An 18,557-nucleotide genomic window follows, 5' to 3' on the forward strand; every position below is an offset into this window, starting at 1 on the left:
TTTTTCTAATTATATATTTTGATGTCCAAAGATGTATTGCCACGCGTAACTAAAAAAGCATCTGCGACAAGTCGTACTCTTTGCACATCATTTCTTACCAGTATATCCCCATGAATCGTAATTCTGTGCTTCTTGCAGCGGCATGCTTGCCGCTTTTTATTCTGCTGCCCGGTTGTGCCCCAATGCACGATACCCGCCAGTCGCTCTCACAGCAGACGCCCGCTGAAAGTGTGGATTCTACGTTACCCGCGGCATTAAAAAATGGTTGGCCAGATAGCCAATGGTGGAAGGCATATCACGATCCCCAGTTGAATGCGTTGATTGACAGCACATTAAAGAATTCGCCTGATATGCAGGTGGCAGAGCAGCGTATCCAACTGGCAGAGGCGCAGGCGAAGGCCGTTGAGGCGCAGGATGGTCCGCAGATTGATTTCTCGGCAGACGTCGAGCGCCAGAAAATGTCGGCAGAAGGCTTGATGGGACCGTTTGCCCTCACCGATCCGGCGGCGGGCACCACCGGGCCGTGGTACACCAATGGCACCATGGGATTAACCGCTGGCTGGAACCTGGATCTGTGGGGTAAGAATCGGGCGGAGGTAACAGCACGCATTGGTGCAGTCAAAGCGCGTGAAGCTGAGCGCGAGCAAACCCGACAGCTGTTGGCGAGCGGTGTCTCCCGCTTATACTGGGAATGGCAGACGCAGGCGGCGCTGAAGACCGTGCTGACGCAAATCGAAACCGAGCAGCAAAATGTGATTACCGTCGATCGCGAGCTGTACCAAAACGGGTTGACCTCCTCGGTAGAAGGCGTTGAAACCGATATTGATTCCGGTAAAACGGAGCAGCAACTCAACGACGTCAACGGGAAAATGAAGGTCATCGAGGCGCGGTTGAGCGCGCTGACCAACACGCAGTCCACCTCGCTGAAGCTGCATGCCACCACGATGCCGGTCGTCGAAAGCCAGTTGCCGTCCCAGTTAGGTTATTCCTTGCTGGCCCGCCGACCGGACCTGCAGGCGGCTCACTGGTACATTGAATCTTCTCTGAGCAGTATTGATGCGGCAAAAGCGGCATTTTATCCCGACGTTAACCTGATGGCCTTCCTGCAGCAGGATGCTTTACATCTGAGCGATCTGTTCCGCCATTCTGCCCAACAAATGGGGGTCACCGCCGGATTAACGCTCCCGATCTTCGACAGCGGCAGGTTGAATGCGAATCTCGACATCACCAAAGCGCAAAGTAACCTGACCGTGGCCAATTACAATAAAGCGGTGGTTGATGCGGTGAATGATGTCGCGCGTGCGGCAACGCAGGTGGATACGCTGGCGCAGAAGAATCAGCATCAGCTGCAGATCGAACATGACGCGCAGCGGGTAGTGGGGCTTGCGCAGGCGCGGTTCAACGCCGGGATTATCGCCGGCTCCCGCGTCAGTGAGGCAAAAATTCCGGCACTGCGTGAACAGTGTAACGGCCTGATACTACAAGGTCAGTGGCTGGATGCGTCTATTCAGCTCACCAGCGCCCTGGGTGGCGGATACCACGCATCCTGAGAGTCTGGCCCGGCAGATTCAGGCTGTCGGGTCGGTTTTTTGTTTATTGCGCCGTTTCATCCACCAGCGGACCGCCACCACCAGCCCAACAACCAGAATCAGCCATACCCCATGCTTGATATGCTGGTCGAGACTGTGCAGCCACGGCGCGACCACTTCTCCACCCACATAACCAAGGGTAGTAAACAGCAATGCCCAGACCAGTGCGCCGAGAATATTCAGCGGTAAAAAGATTTTCGGCGGCAGGTGACTGGCACCAATCAGCAAGGGGCCAATGACCCGAAAGCCATACATAAAACGTGTCCCGACCACGAACAGGTATGGGCGCCGCTGGATCATTTTCTGTGCATACTGAATTTTTGCCCGATGACGCGAGAAGCGACGGAGAATGTTGCCGCCGTAACGACGACCAAGCAGATACAGCAACTGATCGCCAATCATTCCCCCCAGCGCGACAGAGACAACAACCAGCGGAAATTTGAGTAATCCCTGATGCGCCGCCACACCGCCCAACAGGGTAATGGTTTCGCCTTCGGCCAGGCTGCCAATGATGAGCGCCGCATAGCCGTACTGGGCAATAAGATTGTTTATATCCATACGTCTGTATGACCTCCACAACCATTAGCATACACCTGATGAATTGTTGATGCCGGAAAAGCCGTCACCCAGCGCATCGGTATTTTTACCGTGTACATAAAATAATCAAAAGCTGAATTATACTTGAAGTGTTGAGGTCTGGAGCTGACAAGAAGGGGGCGGCATGAACCATGTCTGGGGGCTATTTTCCCATCCCGATCGTGAAATGCACGTGATCAACAGCGAAAACGAAAGTGTTTCGCATCACTATACCCACCATGTTCTGCTGATGGCGGCCATCCCGGTCATTTGCGCATTTATTGGCACCACGCAAATTGGCTGGAGTTTTGGCGACGGCAACGTATTGCAGTTATCCCTGTTGACCGGATTTGCGATGGCAATTCTGTTTTACGGTGTGATGCTGGCCGGCGTGGCCGTGATGGGCAGGGTTATCTGGTGGATGGCACGTAACTATCCGCAGCGTCCGTCGCTGGCACATTGCATGGTCTTTGCCGGCTATGTCGCCACACCGCTGTTTTTAAGTGGGCTGGTGGCGCTGTATCCGCTGGTCTGGCTGTGTGCCTTAGTCGGAACAATCGCGCTGTTTTACACCGGTTATTTGCTGTATCTCGGCATCCCGACATTCCTGAATATCAGCAGAGAGGAAGGACTCAGCTTTTCCAGCTCAACGCTGGCAATTGGCGTCCTGGTGCTCGAAGTTCTGCTGGCGATTACGGTTATCCTGTGGGGGTATGGATACCGATTGTTCTAAGCTAACAACCTGTCTACTCTGCGTTGCTGGTGTAAAAGCCAGCAACGCAGCATTTCGAGATGATTCTCCGGTGGCGGCAATGCTGCCGGGTGGTTATGATGCCTGCGCTAGCTTGAGATTATTCTCTATCTCGGGCGGTGTGCGTTGTGACGTGCGTGAACCATTATCAGAAATCTCATCATGCTTAAATTTCGAGTTTCATTATTAAGCCTTGCCCTGGTGCTGGCAGTTCCTTTTGCACCCCAAGCCGTGGCGAAAACGGCGGCTACCGCAGCGGCCTCTCAACCCGAGATTGCGTCTGGTAGTGCGATGATTGTTGATTTGAATACCAACAAGGTCATCTATTCGAACCATCCGGACCTTGTGCGTCCGATTGCGTCGATCACCAAATTAATGACGGCGATGGTGGTGCTGGATGCACGACTGCCGCTGAACGAAAAGCTGAAAGTAGACATCAGCCAGACGCCAGAAATGAAAGGCATCTATTCTCGTGTACGGCTGAACAGTGAAATCAGCCGCAAAGACATGCTGCTGCTGGCGCTGATGTCATCGGAGAACCGTGCGGCGGCAAGCCTGGCGCATCATTATCCTGGCGGTTATAACGCGTTTATCAAAGCGATGAATGCCAAAGCGAAATCACTGGGGATGACTAAGACCCGCTTTGTGGAACCGACAGGGTTATCCATTCATAACGTGTCGACCGCCCGTGACCTCACTAAATTACTGATTGCCAGTAAACAGTATCCGCTGATTGGTCAGTTAAGTACCACGCGTGAAGATATGGCCACCTTTGCCAACCCGGCCTATACGCTGCCGTTCCGCAACACCAACCATCTGGTGTACCGCGATAACTGGAATATCCAGCTCACCAAAACCGGCTTTACCAACGCGGCGGGTCACTGTCTGGTGATGCGCACGGTCATCAACAACAAACCGGTGGCGCTGGTGGTGATGGATGCGTTTGGTAAATACACCCATTTTGCCGATGCCAGCCGTTTACGTACCTGGATAGAAACGGGCAAGGTGATGCCGGTTCCGGCGTCGGCACTGAGCTATAAAAAGCAAAAAGCCGCACAAATGGCGGCGACGGGTGAACACACTGCGCAGAACGATTAAACCGTAGGCCGGGCAAGCGAAGCGCCCCCGGCAACGTGCCTGATGGCGCTTACGCTTATCGGGCCTACGATTCTTTCCAGAACTTCTGTTTACTGGTTTTACCGATCCCTGGGTTCATGCTGTTGGTCGGATCGTTGTCGCGATAAAAACGCGTCAAGGTTTCCGGCGCTTTGTACAGGTGTCCCACATTGTGCTCTGCCGGGTACTGCGCCCCGCGAGCCTGCAACAGTTCCAGCATTTGCTCTTTCAGCGCATGCGCATCCACACCTTTCTTCACAATGTAATCCTGATGGAAGACATAGCACATAAAGTGTCCGTAATAGAGCTTATGCACCAGCTTACTGTCGATCTCGGGCGGCAGATGCTCATACCATTCCGTGTCGTTACGGCGCAACGCAATATCCAGCGCCAGAATATCTTCGACCTCATCGGCATGGACGGCCTGATAGCGAATCGCCGCCCCGGCTGCAGCAAAGCGGTGTAAAAAGGCTTTACTGCCTTCTTCCGGCGTACAGGCAAAGAAATCGCCCTCGGCAGTTTTGAAAAACTCAGTCAACCAGCTTTGTGCTTCGGCCACGCCGCCACCGGCCATTTTTAACAGCAGGTGGTGTTCGTATTTATCGCGCCAGCTTTTCATCCGCGCCGGTAAATGGCTGGGGAATAAATGGCCAAATTTCTGCATGGCACGGTCGGTAAAGTGCGGGCGGAAAATTTTCACTTTTTCCAGCATCGCGTCGGTGCGACCTTTCAGGGTAAAGAAGAACGGCATTTTGTCGGTGCCGAGCTTGTCTATCATCAGGAACGTATCTTTGCCGTACTGCTCGGCGATATCGTAGATATCACGGTGCATGTACTCGCCGGCGACCGGCAGGTGTTCGAACTTTGCCAGAATATGACGGCGGATCTCAGTCAGCACCTCTGGCTGATTGGTACCGATATAAAACACCTGCTGATTTTTCTCGGCTTCAAAGGTGTCGAGGCGCACCGCAAACACCGCCAGTTTTCCCGCGCAACCGGAAGATTCAAACAGCCGATCCGGGTCGGCGTTATAGCGTGCGGGGGTATCGGCTTCGATATCTCTGACGCGGGTAACGTAATCGTGATCGTGCGCGTGACGCCCGTCGTGATGCACATCGTCATCTTTAATGCGTTCGTCATCAAGTTTGCTGAGGATCTGCTCCGGCGTCTGGCCAAGTTCGATACCCAGATGGTTGACCAGCTGTAATTTGCCTTGTTCGTCAATTCGCGCAAACAGCGACATCTCGGTATATGCCGGGCCGCGCTGTACCAACGAGCCGCCGGAGTTGTTGCAAATCCCACCAATCACCGATGCGCCAATGCATGAAGAGCCAATCACCGAATGCGGTTCGCGACCAAATGGCTTGAGTGCTTTTTCCAGCGAATAGAGCGTGGTGCCGGGATACGCCAGAACCTGTTCGCCTTTGCCGATGACGTGCAGTTTGTCGAGGCGCAGGGTGCTGATAATAACAATCTCGCGATCGTAGTCATTGCCGCTGGGCGTAGAGCCTTCGGTTAGCCCGGTGTTGGCGGCCTGCATCAGGATAATTTTGTCGGCGACGACGCAGGCGTTCAGCACACGCCACAGTTCCAGCAATGAGCCAGGAAAGACAACGGCTAACGCCTCGCCCTGACCTGAGCGGAAGCCCTTGCGATAGCGGGCCGTTTTAGACGGTTCGGTAAGCAGGTGCGAATGACCCACCAGACGGGCCAGTTCGTTAAGCAACGCTTTATTATCGGTTGTTGTAATGGAAGACATTCTCCACTCCTTGTGGTGGGCAAAAATATCAGAAACAAGCATAGCGCTCTGTATGACAATACGCTTTCTCATTCAGGTTGTCTCTGAATTGGCTGTGCTTCATTCATCCCGGATTTCAAAATTAGGAGAATAACCTTAGCTTTCTTTATCTCTCCCGTTTAGGCTTACGGCAAACTGCGGTTTTTGTTATATTTTCGCTGCCTCGTCGGGAAAAAATAAAGAGAGAATCAACATGAAATGGCTTTGTTCTGTAGGTATCGCGGTGAGCCTGGCGTTGCAGCCAGCGCTGGCGGACTCCTTGTTTGGTAACCATCCTCTGACCCCTGAAGCACGGGATGCATTTGTTACCGATTTACTCAAACAGATGACCGTCGATGAGAAGATCGGCCAACTACGTTTGATAAGCGTCGGGCCGGATAACCCGAAAGAAGCCATCCGTGAGATGATCAAAGACGGGCAGGTTGGGGCGATTTTTAACACCGTTACCCGCGAGGATATCCGTAAAATGCAGGATCAGGTGATGGAACTCAGCCGCCTGAAAATCCCTCTCTTTTTCGCCTATGACGTACTGCACGGTCAGCGCACCGTGTTCCCGATAAGCCTCGGTCTGGCGTCATCGTTTAATCTGGATGCGGTCAGAACGGTGGGGCGCGTTTCTGCCTATGAAGCCGCAGACGATGGCCTGAATATGACCTGGGCGCCAATGGTTGATGTCTCGCGCGATCCGCGCTGGGGACGCGCCTCAGAAGGTTTCGGGGAAGATACTTATTTGACCGCCACGATGGGCAAAACCATGGTCGAAGCGATGCAGGGTAAAAGCCCGGCCGATCGCTATTCGGTGATGACCAGCGTTAAACACTTCGCCGCCTATGGCGCGGTAGAAGGCGGAAAAGAGTACAACACCGTGGATATGAGTCCGCAGCGGTTGTTTAACGACTATATGCCACCGTACAAAGCCGGGTTAGACGCCGGGAGCGGGGCGGTGATGGTGGGTCTTAACTCGCTGAACGGCACCCCTGCGACTTCTGACGCCTGGCTGTTGAAAGATGTGCTGCGCGATGAGTGGGGCTTTAAAGGGATTACCGTTTCCGATCACGGCGCGATTAAAGAGTTGATCAAACATGGTACCGCCTCCGATCCGGAAGACGCGGTGCGCGTGGCGATCAAGTCCGGCATTAACATGAGCATGAGCGATGAGTATTACAGTAAGTATCTACCGGGCCTGATTAAGTCAGGTAAGGTGACGATGGCTGAACTGGACGATGCCGCGCGTCATGTGCTGAACGTCAAATATGATATGGGGCTGTTTAACGATCCGTACAGCCATCTGGGGGCCAAAGAGACTGACCCGCAGGACACCAACGCGGAAAGCCGATTACACCGTAAAGACGCGCGTGACGTTGCCCGCGAAAGTCTGGTGCTGCTGAAAAACCGTCTGGAAACGTTACCGCTGAAGAAATCGGGGACTGTGGCAGTCGTGGGACCACTGGCGGACAGCAAGCGTGATGTGATGGGCAGCTGGTCGGCAGCAGGCGTTGCCGAACAGTCAGTGACGGTTCTGACGGGCATTAAAAATGCGCTCGGCGATAAGGGCAAAGTGGTGTACGCCAAAGGGGCGAATATCACTAACGATAAAGGCATTGTCGACTTCCTCAATCTGTATGAAGAGGCGGTGAAAGTCGACCCACGCTCGCCGCAGGCCATGATTGATGAAGCGGTCAAGGCCGCGCAGCAGTCTGATGTGGTGGTCGCTGTGGTCGGTGAAGCGCAAGGTATGGCGCATGAAGCCTCCAGCCGGACCGATATCACGATTCCGCAAAGCCAGCGTGACCTGATTACCGCGCTGAAAGCCACCGGCAAGCCGCTGGTGCTGGTGCTGATGAACGGGCGTCCATTGGCGCTGGTGAAAGAAGACCAGCAGGCCGACGCGATTCTGGAAACCTGGTTTGCCGGGACGGAAGGCGGCAACGCCATTGCCGATGTCCTGTTTGGCGATTACAACCCGTCAGGTAAACTGCCGATGTCTTTCCCGCGCTCTGTCGGACAGATCCCGGTCTATTACAGCCACCTGAATACCGGTCGTCCGTATAACGCCGATAAGCCGAACAAATACACCTCACGTTACTTTGACGAAGCCAACGGCCCGCTGTATCCCTTTGGCTATGGTCTGAGCTACACCACCTTTACCGTTTCTGATGTGAAGCTTTCTGCACCGACGATGAAGCGTGATGGAATGGTCACCACCAGCGTGCAGGTTACCAACACCGGCAAACGCGAAGGAGCGACGGTGATTCAGATGTATTTACAGGATGTGACCGCCTCCATGAGTCGCCCTGTCAAACAGCTGAAGGGGTTTGAGAAGGTGAATCTCAAACCGGGCGAGACGCAAACGGTCAGTTTCCCGATTGATATTGAGGCGCTGAAATACTGGAACCAGCGTATGCAATACGATGTGGAACCGGGCAAATTCAACGTCTTTATCGGCGTAGATTCTGCCAGAGTGAAGCAGGGCGAGTTTGAACTGCTGTAATGATCAGGTGAATTTGCGTCAGACCTGATGGCTCCACACGTGTCAGGTCCATAGATTCATCCCCACCGGCAAAGCCCCTGAGGTTTTGCCGGTCTTTTTATATTTATCACCGAGTTACTGCTAATCCTTCCCTCCGTTACCCCTCAATTGCTAGGTTAAGGTCAGATTTTTCGACTATGCTTTTCCCTCTATGTCCTGAAAAGGACAGTCAAAGGATGAGGAGAGCAGCATGATAATCTCAAAGGTCTGGGCGGGCTCGCTGGCGCTGTTTGCCGCGATGAGCTTACCCCTGCAGGCCGCATCACCCGTCACGGTGGGATCAAAAATTGATACGGAAGGGGCGCTGCTCGGCAATATGATTTTGCAGGTGCTTGAAAGCCACGGCGTGAAAACCGTCAATAAAGTCCAGTTGGGAACCACACCAGTGGTGCGCGGGGCCATCACCTCCGGCGAACTGGATATTTACCCGGAATATACCGGAAACGGGGCTTTCTTCTTTAAAGATGAAAATGACCCGGCGTGGAAAAATGCGCAGGCCGGTTATGAAAAAGTCAAAAAACTGGATGCGGAACAGAACAAACTGGTCTGGCTAACGCCTGCGCCCGCCAATAACACCTGGACCATTGCCCTCCGTCAGGATGTTGCCGAAAAGAATAAGCTCGTTTCGCTGGCTGACCTGGGACGCTACCTGAAAGACGGCGGCACGTTCAAACTGGCCGCCTCGGCAGAGTTTATCGAACGTGCGGATGCGTTGCCTGCGTTTGAAAAAGCTTATGGCTTTACGCTCAATCAAAATCAGCTTTTATCGCTGGCAGGGGGAGACACGGCGGTGACCATTAAAGCCGCTGCGCAGCAAACCTCAGGCGTCAATGCCGCGATGGCCTACGGGACCGACGGCCCTGTTGCGGCGCTGGGACTGCAAACGCTCAGCGATCCAAAAGGTGTCCAGCCGATCTATGCTCCTGCGCCAGTGGTGCGTGAATCAGTACTGCAGGCCTACCCGCAAATGGCGGAATGGCTGCAGCCGGTCTTTGCCAGTCTCGATGAAAAAACGCTACAACAGCTTAATGCCAGTATCGCCGTTGAAGGGCTGGATGCGAAAAAAGTCGCAGCAGATTACCTGAAGCAAAAAGGATGGGTGAAGTAACGGAGTTTGCATCAGGTGAGTGTTGTATCAACGATGTCTGTTAATCGAGTGCTGTTGCTGCTGGTATTTCTGCTAATGGCGGCAGCCGCGCTGCCTTTCATCAGTTATGCCCCCAATCGTCTGGTCTCTGGCGAAGGTCGACAACTCTGGGAACTCTGGCCCGGTTTTGCGTGGGGGCTGGCGGCGATGTTTCTGCTACTGGTGGCGCTGTGTTTTATCCCCGGTCGCGCCGGCAACGTGTTAACCCTGATCGTAGTGCAACTGCTGCTGATAGCGGCGTTGATTGCCGCCGGTAAAACGGCAAGCGGGCTGGCGCAGACGGGAAGTCCGCTGGCGAGAACCAGTCTGGGTAGCGGATTCTGGCTTGGGCTGGGACTGATGCTGCTGGCGCTCAGCGACGCGATTCGTCGTCTCACCGCGAGGCCACTGTGGCGTTGGTTACTGCATATGCACATTGCCATCGTCCCCGTTGCGCTGCTGCTGACCGGGATGTTCAACGACCTTTCGCTGCTCAAAGAGTATGCCAATCGTCAGGATGTCTTCGACGATGCGCTGGCGCAACATCTGACTATCCTGCTCGGAACCGTGCTGCCAGCGCTGGTGATTGGCATCCCGTTGGGCATCTGGTGTGCCTTCTCTACGTCGCGCCAGGGGCCGGTATTTGCCGTACTGAATATTATTCAGACCATTCCTTCCGTGGCGCTGTTTGGCCTGCTGATTGCCCCGCTTGCCGGGCTGGTTCAGCATTTTCCCTGGTTACGTGCATTGGGCATTGCCGGAACCGGGTTGGCCCCTGCGCTGATTGCGCTGGTGCTGTACGCGCTACTGCCGCTGGTGCGCGGCGTGGTGGCGGGGCTGAACCAGGTTCCTCTCGATGTGCTGGAAAGCGCCCGGGCAATGGGAATGAACTCACGTCAGCGCTTTTGTTCGGTACAACTCCCGCTGGCGTTACCGGTCTTCTTGCGCAGTTTACGTGTCGTGATGGTGCAGACGGTGGGGATGGCCGTTATTGCCGCACTGATTGGCGCGGGGGGATTTGGCGCATTGGTTTTTCAGGGATTGCTCAGCAGTGCCGTCGATTTAGTACTACTGGGTGTCGTCCCGGTGGTGGTGCTGGCGGTGCTGATCGATGCCCTGTTTGATTTAGGTTTAGCTCTGCTGAAGGTGACCGTTGATGATTGAATTTAGCCATGTCTGTAAAACCTTTGGCCAACAACACGCGGTCAACGATCTCAATCTGCATTTTCGCGAAGGCAGCTTTTCTGTCTTGATTGGTACGTCGGGGTCGGGGAAGTCCACTACGCTCAAAATGATTAACCGCCTGGTGGAGCATGACAGCGGGACGATTCGCTTTGCTGGCGATGAGATCCGCAGCCTGCCGGTGCTGGAATTAAGACGACGGATGGGATACGCCATTCAGTCTATTGGACTGTTTCCGCACTGGACCGTTGCACAGAACATTGCCACCGTATTGCAGCTGCAGAAATGGTCGCGTTCACGTATTGATGACCGTACAGATGAACTGATGGCGTTGCTGGGGTTGGAAGAGGGGTTGCGTCATCGTTATCCTCATCAGCTTTCCGGTGGGCAACAACAGCGGGTGGGAGTGGCGCGTGCGCTGGCCGCCGATCCCCAGGTGCTGCTGATGGATGAACCTTTTGGTGCGCTGGATCCGGTAACGCGCAACGCGTTGCAGCAGGAGATGACCCGCATTCACCGGCTGTTGGGACGCACCATTGTGCTGGTTACCCATGATATTGACGAAGCGCTGAGGCTGGCGGAACACCTGGTGCTGATGGACGCAGGTCAGGTGGTGCAACAAGGCACGCCGCTATCGATGCTCACAGCACCGGCTAACGACTTCGTACACACCTTTTTTGGCCGCAGCGAACTGGGTGTTCGGCTGCTGGCGCTGCGCACTGTCGGTGATTTTACCCGCCGCCATGAGCAGCTCAGCGGCGAGCCGCTGGTAGACGAGATGACACTGCGCGATGCGCTCTCTATTTTTGTGGCGCAGGGGTGCGACGTTCTGCCGGTGGTTGACGCAAAGGGCGGAGCCTGCGGGACGCTCCATTTTCAGGATTTACTCTCACCGAGGCCGCACCGTGAAACGTCTGACTGATCCGCTGTTATGGCTGGTTATCTGTTTTCTGCTGCTGCTGGCAGGGTTGCCTCATAGCCAGGCGCTGTTTAGCGCGCTGTTCCCGCAGCTGCCGCGACCGGTTTATCAGCAGGAGAGTTTTCTGGCTCTGGCGTTGGCCCATTTTAGCCTGGTGGGGATCTCGAGCCTGGTGGCGGTGATCATTGGCATGGGGGCGGGGATCGTGGTCACGCGTTCATGGGGAACTGAATTCAGACCGCTGGTGGAAACCATTGCCGCCGTGGGGCAAACTTTTCCGCCGGTCGCCGTGCTGGCCATCGCTGTTCCGGTGATGGGGTTTGGTCCACAGCCGGCCATCATCGCGCTGATCTTGTACGGCGTGTTACCGATTTTACAGGCGACGCTGGCGGGGCTGGGCGGAATATCAGCCAGCGTGCTGGATGTTGCCAGTGGAATGGGGATGAGCAGCGGTCAACGGTTGCGCAAAGTGGAGCTGCCGCTGGCCGCGCCGGTTATTCTGGCTGGTATTCGCACGTCGGTGATTATTAACATTGGCACCGCCACGATCGCCTCAACCGTGGGGGCAAACACGCTGGGTACGCCGATAATCATCGGGCTGAGCGGATTTAATACTGCCTATGTGATACAGGGGGCGCTGCTGGTCGCGTTGGCGGCCATCATTGTCGATCGCGGGTTTGAGCGAGTCGCGCAACACCTTACCCGGCACGTAAAATAAAGGTATAGCCTGCAAGCATCACACCGCCGATTCCGCCGATGGCCATCAACAGGAAGAGGGTGATCACGCCGATTTTAGCTGCGCTCATGGTGTACTCCTTATGGTATATAAAAGGATTGTACACGTTTGTTAATGGAATATTAAATACCGAGTGGATAAATATCGTGGCCTAGCGCACGCCACTCGGTTAATTGTTGGTGTTGAGCGGCCGTCTGGTTATCGCCGCACCACACCAGAAGTGTCCGGCCTTCAAACAGTTCCGGTCGCAGTTGATTGAGCGAGTGAGCCAGTACGTCAACCCGCCATCCTTGCTGGCTGGCGACCCAGCCCTCCAGCCATAACCGGGTGGTATCGTGAATATTCCAGCCGACGACCAGCGCGTCTTTACCTTGTTTCTTACGGGCTGAGGCGAGGCAAATCGCAATGTAGTTAATCAGCACGCCGTCAAGAATGCCGAGCAGTGCCTGAAGAATAGGTTGCTGACATTGCAGGCGTCGCCGCAGCGGAATGAACAGATGGGTGTTCAGCGTCTGGGCGGGATAATCCTGGCCACGTTCTTTGATCCACAATCGCAGACTATGCAAATTATTACTTTGCAAATAGCTCAACAGCGTTTCTTGCTGCTCGCGCCAGCCGTTGTGCACATCAATGCTCTCATTGCTGAGCAACATTTTAACCTTACTGACCTGCACACCGTTGTTTATCCAGCGTTTGATCTCGCGGATCCTGTCGATGTCCGCGTCGTTAAACAAACGATGACCGCCGTCTGTGCGCTGCGGTTTCAGTAATCCATATCGCCGCTGCCACGCACGTAAAGTGACAGGGTTAATATCACAAAGCAAAGCCACTTCACCGATGGTGTAAAGCGCCATTTGTTGTCTCACTCTTGCTCGCGAGGTCCCAGTTTTACTTTAGACGCTCTTTTGCGAACCAGGTAGTTTTGTCTGTTTTTTGCTCACGGAATGGGTGATTTTGTAGTCATACCCACGCTTTTGAGTGACCGTTCTCACAAATTCCTCATTTTTTGCAACAGTTCAAAGAAAGTTACGCGCAGCCCATGTATGTTACGCGCTTTTAAGAAGACTGTGGTTGGCGGGTATGTACGAGTTTAATCTGGTGTTGCTGCTGCTACAGCAGATGTGCGTGTTTCTTGTTATTGCGTGGTTAATGAGCAAAACGCGTTTATTTATCCCGCTGATGCAGGTCACTATCCGGCTGCCGCACAAACTCCTTTGCTACGTCACCTTTTCCATCTTTTGCATTCTGGGTACCTACCTGGGGCTGCATATTGAAGACTCCATTGCCAACACCCGTGCGATTGGCGCGGTGATGGGTGGCTTGCTTGGCGGCCCGGTGGTTGGGGGGCTAGTCGGGTTGACTGGCGGCCTGCATCGTTATTCGATGGGCGGAATGACCGCGCTGAGCTGCATGATCTCGACCATTGTTGAAGGACTGCTCGGCGGGCTGGTACACAGCGTACTGACCCGTCGCGGCCGCACTGATAAAGTCTTTAGCCCGCTGACGGCGGGCGCGATCACCTTTTTTGCCGAACTGGTGCAGATGCTGATCATTTTATTGATTGCGCGTCCCTTTGATAATGCGCTGCATCTGGTGAGTAATATTGCTGCGCCGATGATGGTCACCAATACCGTGGGTGCGGCCTTATTTATGCGTATTTTGCTCGACAAACGGGCCATGTTCGAAAAATACACCTCGGCGTTTTCTGCCACTGCGCTAAAAGTTGCCGCCTCAACGGAAGGCATATTGCGCCAGGGGTTTAACGAGGTTAACAGCATGAAGGTGGCCCAGGTACTGTATGAGGAGCTGGACATTGGTGCAGTGGCGATAACCGATCGCGATAAGCTGCTGGCCTTTACCGGAATTGGTGATGACCATCATCTGCCAGGCAGGCCGATTTCATCCTCTTATACTCAAAAAGCGATTGATACCGGCGAAGTGGTGTATGCCGACGGCAACGAGGTACCTTACCGCTGCTCACTGCATCCGCACTGCAAATTAGGCTCGACGCTGGTGATCCCTTTGCGTGGTGAAAACCAGCGGGTGATGGGGACCATCAAACTGTATGAAGCCAAAAACCGCTTATTTAGTTCGATCAACCGCACGCTTGGCGAAGGGATTGCGCAGTTGCTGTCAGCGCAGATCCTTGCCGGGCAATATGAACGGCAAAAAGCGATGCTCACGCAGTCAGAAATTAAGCTTCTGCATGCGCAGGTGAATCCCCATTTTCTGTTTAATGCGCTCAATACCATTAAAGCGGTGATTCGCCGCGACAGCGAGCAGGCCAGTCAGTTGGTGCAATATCTGTCGACCTTCTTTCGCAAAAACCTCAAACGGCCGTCAGAAATTGTGACGCTGGCAGATGAAATTGAACACGTTAACGCCTATCTGCAAATTGAAAAGGCGCGCTTTCAGTCGCGCCTGCAGGTCACTTTAACGGTACCGGATGAACTTTCGCATCAGCAATTGCCAGCATTTACGTTGCAGCCCATTGTCGAGAATGCGATTAAGCACGGTACCTCTCAGCTACTTGATACCGGTGAAGTCTCCATTACCGCCCGGCGAGAAGGGCAGTATCTGATGCTGGATATCGAAGATAATGCCGGCCTGTATCTGCCGACAACCGAGGCCAGCGGGCTGGGGATGAATCTGGTGGATAAGCGACTACGTGAACGGTTTGGCGATGATTTTGGCATCAGTGTAGTGTGTGAACCTGACCTCTTTACCCGAATCACTTTACGACTTCCCCTGGAGAAACTGGCATGATCAAAGTGTTGATTGTGGATGACGAACCGTTAGCGCGGGAAAATCTGCGGATCCTGTTGCAGGCGCAAAGCGACATTGAGATTGTGGGGGAATGTTCGAATGCCGTTGAGGCCATCGGCGCGGTGCATAAATTGCGCCCTGATGTGCTGTTTCTCGATATCCAGATGCCACGTATTAGCGGTCTGGAAATGGTGGGCATGCTCGATCCTGAACACCGCCCGTATATTGTTTTTCTCACCGCATTTGATGAGTATGCGGTGAAAGCCTTTGAAGAGCATGCCTTTGATTATTTGCTCAAGCCGATTGAAGAGACCCGGCTGGAGAAAACGCTGATCCGTTTACGCCAGGAGCGCACGAAGCAGGATGTGTCGGTGCTGCCGGAAAACCAGCAGGCGCTAAAATTTATTCCGTGTTCCGGTCACAGCCGCATTTATCTGCTGCAAATGGACGATGTTGCGTTTGTCAGTAGCCGCATGAGCGGCGTTTTTGTCACCAGCAGCGACGGCAAAGAAGGCTTTACCGAGCTTACGCTGAGAACGCTGGAGAGCCGCACGCCGCTGTTGCGCTGCCATCGACAATTCCTGGTGAACATGGCGCAGCTGCAGGAGATTCGCCTGGAAGATAACGGCCAGGCCGAGTTGATTTTACGTAACGGCCTGACCGTGCCGGTGAGCCGCCGTTATCTTAAAAGCCTAAAAGAGGCGATTGGTCTGTAAAACTGGTACACTGCGCGCCATTGCATCACCGACAGTTGAAGGCTCTATGCTAAGTAACGACATTCTTCGTAGCCTGCGCTACACCCTGAAAGCGAACAATAACGACATGGTGCGGATCCTTGCGCTTGCTGACATGGAATCCACCGCCGCAGGTTTCGACACCTGGATGACGAAAGAAGATGAGGACGGGTTTATTCGTTGCCCGGACATCATTCTCTCCGGTTTTCTAAACGGCCTGATCTACCATCTGCGCGGTAAAGATGATTCGGCGCCGGAGCTGGCGCTTGAGCGTCGGGTGAACAACAATACGGTGCTGAAAAAGCTGCGTATTGCCTTTTCACTGAAAACCGATGATATTCTGGCCATTATGACCGAGCAGAAATTCCGCGTGTCGATGCCGGAAATTACCGCCATGATGCGTGCGCCGGAACATAAAAACTACCGCGAGTGTGGAGATCAGTTTTTACGTTATTTCCTGCGTGGTTTGACTCACCGGGTACATCACACGAAAGCGTGATTTAATACCCGCAGGTCCGTGCATGCGTAGCGCTAACGGGCAAAAAAAAGCCGGATAATAATCCGGCTTTTTTTGTTTATTTCACCTGTTGGCCAAGTTTGGCGCCTTCGTCAGGGCTTAACAGGAAGATATCTTTCCCACCAGGGCCGGCGGCCATCACCATACCTTCAGAAATGCCGAAGCGCATTTTCCGCGGTGCCAGGTTAGCCACCATAATGGTCTGGCGGCCAATCAGCACCTGCGGGTCAGGGTAAGCTGAACGGATGCCGGAGAAGACATTACGCTTTTCACCGCCCAGATCCAGGGTCAGGCGCAGCAGTTTGTCGGAACCGTCAACGAACTCGGCGTTTTCGATCAATGCCACGCGCAGGTCAACTTTGGCAAAATCGTCAAAGGTGATGGTTTCCTGAATCGGGTCGTCTGCCAGCGGGCCGGTAACCGGTGCGGCAGCCGCTTTCACTTCTTCTTTTGATGCTTCAACCAGGGCTTCAACCTGTTTCATGTCGATGCGGTTGTACAGCGCTTTGAAGGTGTTGACCTTGTGGCCGAGCAGCGGCTGCTGGATGGCATCCCAGGTCAGTTCGCTGTTCAGGAACGCTTCGACGCGCTCGCTCAACGTTGGCAGAACCGGTTTCAGGTAGGTCATCAAGACGCGGAACAGGTTAATACCCATGGAGCAAATCGCCTGCAGATCGGCGTCACGGCCTTCTTGTTTGGCGACAACCCACGGAGCCTGTTCGTCAACGTAGCGGTTAGCCACGTCGGCCAGCGCCATAATTTCACGAATGGCTTTACCGAACTCGCGGCTTTCCCACGCTTCGCCAATCACTGTCGCGGCGTCGGTAAAGGTCTTGTACAGTGCCGGATCGGCCAGTTCAGCCGCCAGTACGCCGTCAAAACGCTTACTGATAAAGCCCGCGTTACGGGACGCCAGGTTGACCACTTTGTTGACGATGTCGGCGTTAACGCGCTGAACAAAATCTTCGAGGTTCAGGTCGATGTCATCGATACGTGAAGAAAGCTTCGCCGTGTAGTAATAGCGTAGGCTGTCGGCATCAAAGTGCTTCAGCCAGGTGCTGGCTTTAATGAAGGTTCCGCGAGATTTTGACATCTTCGCGCCGTTCACCGTCACATAACCGTGGACGAACAGGTTAGTCGGTTTACGGAAGTTACTGCCTTCCAACATGGCAGGCCAGAACAGGCTGTGGAAATAAACGATATCTTTACCGATGAAGTGATACAGCTCGGCGTCAGAATCTTTTTTCCAGTATTCATCAAAGCTTGTGGTATCGCCGCGCTTGTCACACAGGTTTTTGAACGAGCCCATATAGCCAATCGGCGCATCCAGCCAGACATAGAAGTATTTGCCTGGCGCATTCGGGATTTCAAAACCGAAGTACGGTGAGTCGCGGGAAATGTCCCATTGCTGCAGGCCGGATTCAAACCACTCCTGCATTTTGTTCGCAACTTGTTCCTGCAACGCGCCGCTGCGCGTCCATGCCTGCAGCATTTCGCTGAATGACGGCAGGTCAAAGAAGAAGTGTTCGGAGTCACGCATGACCGGCGTCGCGCCAGACACCACGGACTTCGGCTCGATAAGTTCGGTTGGGCTGTAGGTCGCGCCGCACACTTCGCAGTTATCGCCGTACTGATCCGCAGCCTTACATTTCGGGCAAGTGCCTTTAACGAAACGGTCCGGCAGGAACATGCCTTTTTCCGGGTCGTACAGTTGGGAGATCGTGCGGTTTTTAATAAAACCGTTTTCTTTCAGACGTGTGTAAATAAGCTCGGACAGCTCCCGGTTCTCATCGCTGTGCGTGGAGTGGTAGTTGTCGTAGCTGATGTCAAACCCTGCAAAATCAGTCTGATGCTCCTGACTCATTTCACCGATCATCTGCTCTGGTGTAATGCCAAGCTGCTGAGCCTTCAGCATGATTGGCGTACCGTGTGCGTCGTCCGCGCAGATGAAGTTTACCTGGTGGCCGCGCATTCGCTGGTAACGGACCCAGACATCAGCCTGGATGTGCTCCAGCATATGGCCGAGGTGGATGGAGCCGTTGGCGTACGGCAGCGCGCACGTTACCAGAATTTTCTTCGCGACTTGAGTCATAGTGGGCAATTACTTCTTTTGTAGTGAAAAGGGCTTTGATAGTACCAAAATGGTAATTACTGCGCCAAGTGATAAGGGCATTTATCCGTAAATGAATAATTGTCGCGGTTGGAGTAAACTAGCTG

16 protein-coding genes are annotated in these 18,557 nt (G+C 54.0%); 11 read left to right on the forward strand and 5 right to left on the reverse strand.

What is annotated here, in order from left to right:
• Positions 1–110 precede the first annotated feature (110 nt).
• Positions 111–1,550 carry a multidrug resistance outer membrane protein MdtQ gene (gene mdtQ, locus FDW88_RS14495; protein WP_137362818.1) on the forward strand — a complete coding sequence of 480 codons (1,440 nt, stop codon included), beginning with the start codon at positions 111–113 and terminating at the stop codon, positions 1,548–1,550.
• A gap of 18 nt (positions 1,551–1,568) precedes the next feature.
• Here mdtQ and FDW88_RS14500 read toward each other — a convergent pair whose 3' ends face one another.
• Positions 1,569–2,147 carry a DedA family protein gene (locus FDW88_RS14500; RefSeq protein WP_115258037.1) on the reverse strand — a complete coding sequence of 193 codons (579 nt, stop codon included), beginning with the start codon at positions 2,145–2,147 and terminating at the stop codon, positions 1,569–1,571.
• Between the two features lie 163 nt (positions 2,148–2,310).
• Between FDW88_RS14500 and FDW88_RS14505 the strand changes: the two genes are divergently transcribed.
• Together FDW88_RS14505 and pbpG are read left to right on the forward strand one after the other, a co-directional pair.
• The gene (locus tag FDW88_RS14505) at positions 2,311–2,898 is read left to right on the forward strand and encodes a Yip1 family protein (RefSeq protein ID WP_117343470.1); all 588 of its coding nucleotides are present in this window, start codon (positions 2,311–2,313) and stop codon (positions 2,896–2,898) included.
• 180 nt (positions 2,899–3,078) lie between these two features.
• Positions 3,079–4,014, forward strand: a complete 936-nt coding sequence (gene pbpG / locus FDW88_RS14510; protein WP_137362819.1) for a D-alanyl-D-alanine endopeptidase — start codon at positions 3,079–3,081, stop codon at positions 4,012–4,014.
• Between the two features lie 64 nt (positions 4,015–4,078).
• On the opposite strand, the gene dld is transcribed toward pbpG, so the two are convergent.
• Positions 4,079–5,791, reverse strand: a complete 1,713-nt coding sequence (dld, locus tag FDW88_RS14515) for a D-lactate dehydrogenase (protein ID WP_137362820.1) — start codon at positions 5,789–5,791, stop codon at positions 4,079–4,081.
• Between the two features lie 232 nt (positions 5,792–6,023).
• Between dld and bglX the strand changes: the two genes are divergently transcribed.
• From bglX to FDW88_RS14540, 5 genes are all read left to right on the forward strand, one after another.
• The gene (gene bglX / locus FDW88_RS14520; RefSeq protein ID WP_137362821.1) at positions 6,024–8,321 is read left to right on the forward strand and encodes a beta-glucosidase BglX; all 2,298 of its coding nucleotides are present in this window, start codon (positions 6,024–6,026) and stop codon (positions 8,319–8,321) included.
• A gap of 229 nt (positions 8,322–8,550) precedes the next feature.
• The gene (locus tag FDW88_RS14525; RefSeq protein WP_115258042.1) at positions 8,551–9,468 is read left to right on the forward strand and encodes an ABC transporter substrate-binding protein; all 918 of its coding nucleotides are present in this window, start codon (positions 8,551–8,553) and stop codon (positions 9,466–9,468) included.
• A 33-nt stretch (positions 9,469–9,501) separates the two neighbouring features.
• Complete coding sequence (locus FDW88_RS14530) at positions 9,502–10,650, forward strand: ABC transporter permease (protein ID WP_137362822.1); 1,149 nt, start codon at positions 9,502–9,504, stop codon at positions 10,648–10,650.
• The gene (locus tag FDW88_RS14535; RefSeq protein ID WP_137362823.1) at positions 10,643–11,590 is read left to right on the forward strand and encodes an ABC transporter ATP-binding protein; all 948 of its coding nucleotides are present in this window, start codon (positions 10,643–10,645) and stop codon (positions 11,588–11,590) included. Before FDW88_RS14530 ends, FDW88_RS14535 begins: the two co-directional genes overlap by 8 nt.
• Positions 11,574–12,305 (forward strand): ABC transporter permease, encoded by a 732-nt coding sequence (locus FDW88_RS14540; protein WP_135911741.1) that lies wholly within the window; start codon positions 11,574–11,576, stop codon positions 12,303–12,305. The genes FDW88_RS14535 and FDW88_RS14540 overlap by 17 nt, the downstream gene beginning before the upstream one ends.
• On the opposite strand, the gene FDW88_RS14545 is transcribed toward FDW88_RS14540, so the two are convergent.
• Positions 12,286–12,393, reverse strand: coding sequence for a protein YohO (locus tag FDW88_RS14545; protein WP_003027354.1), 108 nt, complete (start codon positions 12,391–12,393; stop codon positions 12,286–12,288). The two genes, FDW88_RS14540 and FDW88_RS14545, sit on opposite strands and share 20 nt — an antisense overlap.
• 52 nt (positions 12,394–12,445) lie before the next feature.
• Positions 12,446–13,177 carry an HTH-type transcriptional regulator MlrA gene (mlrA, locus tag FDW88_RS14550; RefSeq protein ID WP_115258046.1) on the reverse strand — a complete coding sequence of 244 codons (732 nt, stop codon included), beginning with the start codon at positions 13,175–13,177 and terminating at the stop codon, positions 12,446–12,448.
• Between the two features lie 226 nt (positions 13,178–13,403).
• On the opposite strand from mlrA, the gene FDW88_RS14555 reads away from it, so the two are divergent.
• From FDW88_RS14555 to FDW88_RS14565, 3 genes are read left to right on the forward strand one after another with little or no spacing between them, the layout of a single operon-like run.
• A complete protein-coding gene (locus FDW88_RS14555) occupies positions 13,404–15,089 on the forward strand; it encodes a sensor histidine kinase (RefSeq protein WP_137362824.1) in 1,686 nt (561 codons plus the stop codon).
• Positions 15,086–15,805: a two-component system response regulator BtsR gene (gene btsR, locus FDW88_RS14560; protein WP_137362825.1), complete on the forward strand. Its 720-nt coding sequence runs from the start codon at positions 15,086–15,088 to the stop codon at positions 15,803–15,805. Before FDW88_RS14555 ends, btsR begins: the two co-directional genes overlap by 4 nt.
• Before the next feature lie 46 nt (positions 15,806–15,851).
• Positions 15,852–16,322 carry a DUF1456 family protein gene (locus FDW88_RS14565; protein WP_115259919.1) on the forward strand — a complete coding sequence of 157 codons (471 nt, stop codon included), beginning with the start codon at positions 15,852–15,854 and terminating at the stop codon, positions 16,320–16,322.
• A 76-nt stretch (positions 16,323–16,398) separates the two neighbouring features.
• Here FDW88_RS14565 and metG read toward each other — a convergent pair whose 3' ends face one another.
• Complete coding sequence (gene metG / locus FDW88_RS14570) at positions 16,399–18,432, reverse strand: methionine--tRNA ligase (RefSeq protein ID WP_137362826.1); 2,034 nt, start codon at positions 18,430–18,432, stop codon at positions 16,399–16,401.
• Between the last annotated feature and the right edge of the window lie 125 nt (positions 18,433–18,557).

Origin of the sequence: Citrobacter sp. wls829, from assembly GCF_005280825.1 — a bacterium.
GTDB classification, from domain to species: domain Bacteria; phylum Pseudomonadota; class Gammaproteobacteria; order Enterobacterales; family Enterobacteriaceae; genus Citrobacter; species Citrobacter gillenii.

Coding starts and splice junctions, on each gene's coding strand:
- FDW88_RS14530 (WP_137362822.1), top strand. CDS start 9,502: ATGTCTGTTAATCGAGTGCTGTTGCTGCTGGTATTTCTGCTAATGGCG.
- pbpG (WP_137362819.1), top strand. CDS start 3,079: ATGCTTAAATTTCGAGTTTCATTATTAAGCCTTGCCCTGGTGCTGGCA.
- FDW88_RS14500 (WP_115258037.1), bottom strand. CDS start 2,147: ATGGATATAAACAATCTTATTGCCCAGTACGGCTATGCGGCGCTCATC.
- metG (WP_137362826.1), bottom strand. CDS start 18,432: ATGACTCAAGTCGCGAAGAAAATTCTGGTAACGTGCGCGCTGCCGTAC.
- FDW88_RS14525 (WP_115258042.1), top strand. CDS start 8,551: ATGATAATCTCAAAGGTCTGGGCGGGCTCGCTGGCGCTGTTTGCCGCG.
- bglX (WP_137362821.1), top strand. CDS start 6,024: ATGAAATGGCTTTGTTCTGTAGGTATCGCGGTGAGCCTGGCGTTGCAG.
- mlrA (WP_115258046.1), bottom strand. CDS start 13,177: ATGGCGCTTTACACCATCGGTGAAGTGGCTTTGCTTTGTGATATTAAC.
- FDW88_RS14505 (WP_117343470.1), top strand. CDS start 2,311: ATGAACCATGTCTGGGGGCTATTTTCCCATCCCGATCGTGAAATGCAC.
- dld (WP_137362820.1), bottom strand. CDS start 5,791: ATGTCTTCCATTACAACAACCGATAATAAAGCGTTGCTTAACGAACTG.
- FDW88_RS14555 (WP_137362824.1), top strand. CDS start 13,404: ATGTACGAGTTTAATCTGGTGTTGCTGCTGCTACAGCAGATGTGCGTG.
- btsR (WP_137362825.1), top strand. CDS start 15,086: ATGATCAAAGTGTTGATTGTGGATGACGAACCGTTAGCGCGGGAAAAT.
- FDW88_RS14565 (WP_115259919.1), top strand. CDS start 15,852: ATGCTAAGTAACGACATTCTTCGTAGCCTGCGCTACACCCTGAAAGCG.
- FDW88_RS14545 (WP_003027354.1), bottom strand. CDS start 12,393: ATGAGCGCAGCTAAAATCGGCGTGATCACCCTCTTCCTGTTGATGGCC.
- FDW88_RS14535 (WP_137362823.1), top strand. CDS start 10,643: ATGATTGAATTTAGCCATGTCTGTAAAACCTTTGGCCAACAACACGCG.
- mdtQ (WP_137362818.1), top strand. CDS start 111: ATGAATCGTAATTCTGTGCTTCTTGCAGCGGCATGCTTGCCGCTTTTT.